This window comes from Maribacter sp. (genome assembly GCF_049667165.1).
Classification (GTDB): Bacteria; Bacteroidota; Bacteroidia; order Flavobacteriales; family Flavobacteriaceae; genus Maribacter_A.
Genome location: NZ_JBATHS010000374.1, coordinates 1 through 4,395, shown reverse-complemented (window position 1 = coordinate 4,395; position 4,395 = coordinate 1). Strand labels below are relative to the sequence as shown.

Genomic DNA, 4,395 nt, shown 5'->3' with positions numbered 1-4,395 from the left:
GGATTACGCAGGAACATTAAAAACGACAATCCGGTCATCGGCACCTATGGCGTAAACAAAGAAGGCTCGGGCGATATGTATTACAAGGGCTCCAATATGCTACATACCATCCGCCAATTAGTGGGCGATGATGAAAAGTGGCGGCGGATATTACGAGGGTTGAACGCTGATTTTTACCACCAAACCGTTACTTCGGCCCAAATTGAAAACTACCTCAGTGACCAAACCGGGTTGGATCTTGCCCCGATCTTCGATCAATATTTACGTACCACGATGATTCCCGTTTTGGAATATAAGATCAAAAACAACAAATTCACCTATAGCTATACCCAAGTGGTAGACGGTTTTACGATGCCCATACGGATTTTTGTTGATGGCAAGGCCTATTGGCTAAACCCAAGTGTCGATTGGAAAACGGAGGAGTTAAAAGTTGATTTCACTACCATACAAGTAGATAAAAACTTCTATATTGAAACTTTGAAAACGGATTGATTATATGTCTAAGAGGAATATAGCTACAAGTAGCTATATCCGTACGTTATCGGTCAGCAAGAAAAAAGATATGTTAACGTGACATCGAACAAAAACTGAATAAAAATTACTGCGAATGAAACAATTAAATTATATAATTAAAGAAACTGTTCCGGTAATAATTGGAATTTTGATTGCTTTATTTATCAATAACTGGAATGAGGATAGAAAGGATAAAAAGTATCTGAATCAAATATTTTCATCAATCGAAAAGGAATTAGAAGAAAGTCTCATAGATATAGAAAGAGTAATTCCAAAGCAAATGGCATCTGCAGACAGCATACAAACGTACTTGAATAATGAAGAAGTCTCTATATACGATATACTTACAAAAGCTAATGGTGTTCACGCACCAAGGATAAAAACGAATGCATGGAATGCTATTGCCAATTCTAAAATTGAATTGATATCATATGATAAACTATCAGCATTAGCTGATATTGAAGAAAGAAAAGAAAATCTGAGGTGGAGACTTGAAAAACAAATGGATTTTATGTCTCAAAACATGGAAAAGACTGATAAGGCAAAGAAGGAAATGCTAATGATGACAATTTTTGATATGGTTGGTGCAGAAAAAGAGCTACAATCTGCAATCGAAGAAGTATTAAAAAACGAAGCTGTTCTCAATAATAATGATTAAAAAAGAAAGTTCATAGGTACTGTGATAAAAACAAATTTTTTCAATAAAATTTAGGAAGTAAGTTGATATTTCAAATTACTATCCTGTGCAGAAGGTTCTTTAGGGCCTGCTGCTTTGTTTTTCAATATATCGGGATCATAGAATTCTTCTTTTTTCCAAAGCGCGTACATCAACAATAAGAGCTTTCGCTGGGTAGCGATCAAGCCAACTATCGGTTTTTCTTTTTTGGCCTTTAAACGTTGGTAAAATGGCCCCAACGTAGGATTGAACCCGATTACCGCCATGGAAGGCATATGGAGTACCGCACGGATATGCTTGTTGCCCTTTTTACTTATCCGCGTTCTGCCCCTGAAGTTGCTGGACTCCCTTAAAACAACATCGTAGCCTGCGAAGCTGGCCAACTGTTTGACATTGGCGATATCGGAGAATCCCAAGGTTTCGCCCACTACCGTGGCAAGGGCCACAAAAGAAACACCGGGTATACTTATCAGGTTTCCCAGTTGCCCGGACAACCTATCGTCGGCATTGATCAGCGCATGCATTTCCTGAACGACTTCCGCTATCTGTTCTTCGAACATCTTCAACCTTTTCTTATGCCGCGATAATGTCCTTTTATTTTGATGCGACCCGATCTTCAATGCGTGCAACCTGTTCTTCTCAAGAGTACGCTCGCGGACCAATGCGGCACGTTCGCGGCAAAGCCCTTTAAGCTGGACCAGATTTTCGCTCGGTGGCGACCAGGGTTTCAATAAGCGTTCACAACCCAACATGGACAACATCTTGCTGTCCAACATATCCGTCTTCGAACGCTGGTCCAGGCTCTGTGCATAACGCTTTACACGACCCGATTGCATAATGCACAGCTCTATCCCACATGAAAAAAGATAATGAGCCAAACCTTCATGATATACACCCGTCGCCTCCATTAAAATGACAGGCGGTACGGTATCGGTCTGCCCTCTTATCCAATCCAAAAGATTATCGAACCCTGTTCGGTCGTTCCCAACATCCTCCCCGAAATCGAATGTCTTTACAAGGTCGGGGCCTAACTTGCAAGAACAGATGGATAGGCTATCCTTTGAAACATCTACCCCGATACAATGGCGTAATACTGGTGTTGGAAACATAACGGAATATTTAATATCAGAACTTCCCAATTCACTTTTGCTCGCTTTTAATACGGTCTCTTGATATGGACCTTGGTACTGTTCAAGTTCCAAGAAAATTAAAAGAAGGGCAGTTGATCTATGACAGGATATCATAAAAATGTATCTAGCCGAACCTCATTATCCCTTCTTTTCTGATATGGTTAATTACATAAATGTAGTATCTTCATTTACAACTTAATATTCTATAACCAAACATACGAGCTGAAACGTTGTAAAACATTATGACCCTTCCTCAATAAAGGCTACATAATTTGAAACAACATATTTGAAAATTTAATTACCATCAAAAACTAAAATCATGACAACTAAGCAAAACATTCAAATTATTGACTCATTGTACAGCGCTTTTTCAACGGGCGATATGCCAACTGTTCTAGGATTAATGCATCCTAAAATCGAATGGAACGAAGCCGAAAGTAATTCGCTTGCAGATGGTAATCCCTACATTGGTCCAGATGCAATTTTAGAAGGTGTATTTGCACGTCTTGGTGCTAACCACGAATACTTTGGGTTACAGGATGTGAAAATTCACGCTATGAGCGATAACATGGTCTTAGCTACTCTAAGATATGATGCTAAAGTAAAAGCAACTGGAAAGAGTTATAATGCACAGGCAGCACATCTATGGACACTTAATGATGACGGAAAAATTATAGCCTTTCAGCAATATGTTGATACTAAGAAGTTGGCAGACTCTGAAAAGTAATTTTAATTATTTTGACTGATAAACGATTAAAAAATAACGAAAGACAAACTTAGGATGGCTATAAGTAACCAGCCCGACAGAGTCGTTCTGGCGGGTTGCTAGTACTCGCTTACTTACGAAAATCCTCCCACGCCCGTAAGGTTGGCGGGATGGATTTTCTACCTGCCTGCATGCCTACGGCACGTAAACCGGCAGGCAGGTCCGTAAAATCGTTGGGATTTTGCTTTGGACAGGAAAAAAGAAAAAATAAGCTTTAGCTTCGTGCGCAGACCACGCCCTTGGCATGGCAGGCGGAAACTGGCCAGCGCGTCAACTCGCCCGCTGCTAAGGTAGACGGCGTACCTGCGCACTACGCTTAGCTAAACCATTGTGCACCATCTAAAAAATTAAATTCATGATTAAATGAAAAAAAAGCTGATTATTTCTTACAATAGGATTCGTGAACATTTATGGTTTAGACCTTTTCTGTTTTGTTTATTCTCGGTTGCGGGAGCATTAATAGCACATCAGGCAGATGGAATTGGAATTAATGACCTGGTTCCAAATATTGATGAGGAATCTATTGGAGGCCTTTTAGACACTATATCAGCTAGCATGTTGGTCATATCCATATTTGCCGTGGCTTCTATGCTATCAGCATTCTCGTCCGCAAGTAGCACAGCAACTCCGCGATCCTTCAAGATCGTTGTCACGGACGATGTATCACAAAATGCACTTTCTATTTTTATTGGAGCTTTTATCTTTAGTATTGTTGCGACAATAGCGCTTGAAAACGGTTATTATGAAAAAGCGGGAAGATTTATTCTTTTTCTCTTTACAATAATCTTTTTCGCCATTGTTATACTCACCTTTTTAAGATGGGTAGACCGTATTTCGAGATTAGGCCGGTTAGAGCATACCATAAATCAGGTAGAAACGGTTGCGGCCAAATCATTATCTACCTATATAAAAAACACAAGATTAAAAGGACTACCAAGTAATGGCAAATTCCCTAACGGAATTGCAGTATTGGCGAATTCTGTTGGGTACATTCAACATATAAATTTGGGCGCCTTACAATCAGTGGCTGAAGAATTCGAGTTAAAGATTCGACTTAATGGGGTCCCTGGCAAGTTTGTACATAAAAATTATGCCATTGCTCATTTTAGTTCGAACCAAAATTTAAATCTTGATAAGATTCAAAAAAGCATTAATAAGGCAATCCTTGTGGGACAAACTAGATTATTTGACGAAGATCCAAGATTTGGATTGATTTCTTTGACTGAAATTGCGAGTAGAGCCTTATCGCCAGGAATTAATGATCCTGGGACCGCCATACAAATTATTGGTAGTCATGAAAGATTATTCTT

Annotated in this window: 4 protein-coding genes and 1 pseudogene; 4 read left to right on the top strand and 1 reads right to left on the bottom strand. The window is 39.5% G+C overall.

The features are described from left to right. Both WBM98_RS16850 and WBM98_RS16845 read left to right on the top strand, forming a co-directional pair. Positions 1-492: pseudogene (locus tag WBM98_RS16850) on the top strand (M1 family peptidase); the annotation flags it as partial. Between the two features lie 115 nt (positions 493-607). Further along, on the top strand, positions 608-1,171 hold the full coding sequence (locus WBM98_RS16845; protein ID WP_424367182.1) for a DUF6090 family protein: 564 nt from the start codon (positions 608-610) through the stop codon (positions 1,169-1,171). A gap of 50 nt (positions 1,172-1,221) precedes the next feature. Here the strand turns inward: WBM98_RS16845 and WBM98_RS16840 are convergent, their stop codons facing one another. After that, complete coding sequence (locus WBM98_RS16840) at positions 1,222-2,298, bottom strand: IS110 family transposase (RefSeq protein WP_424367181.1); 1,077 nt, start codon at positions 2,296-2,298, stop codon at positions 1,222-1,224. A gap of 340 nt (positions 2,299-2,638) precedes the next feature. Between WBM98_RS16840 and WBM98_RS16835 the strand changes: the two genes are divergently transcribed. Continuing rightward, entirely contained in the window at positions 2,639-3,046 is a 408-nt protein-coding gene (locus WBM98_RS16835) for a nuclear transport factor 2 family protein (protein ID WP_424367180.1), read from the top strand. Positions 3,047-3,448: 402 nt separating this feature from the next. Further along, positions 3,449-4,395: DUF2254 domain-containing protein (locus WBM98_RS16830; RefSeq protein ID WP_424367179.1), on the top strand; the 947-nt coding region annotated here is incomplete at its 3' end.

Bases quoted from the DNA above. Each gene is read 5' to 3' on its own strand.
- WBM98_RS16840 (WP_424367181.1), bottom strand. From the start codon at position 2,298: ATGTTTCCAACACCAGTATTACGCCATTGTATCGGGGTAGATGTTTCA.
- WBM98_RS16835 (WP_424367180.1), top strand. From the start codon at position 2,639: ATGACAACTAAGCAAAACATTCAAATTATTGACTCATTGTACAGCGCT.
- WBM98_RS16845 (WP_424367182.1), top strand. From the start codon at position 608: ATGAAACAATTAAATTATATAATTAAAGAAACTGTTCCGGTAATAATT.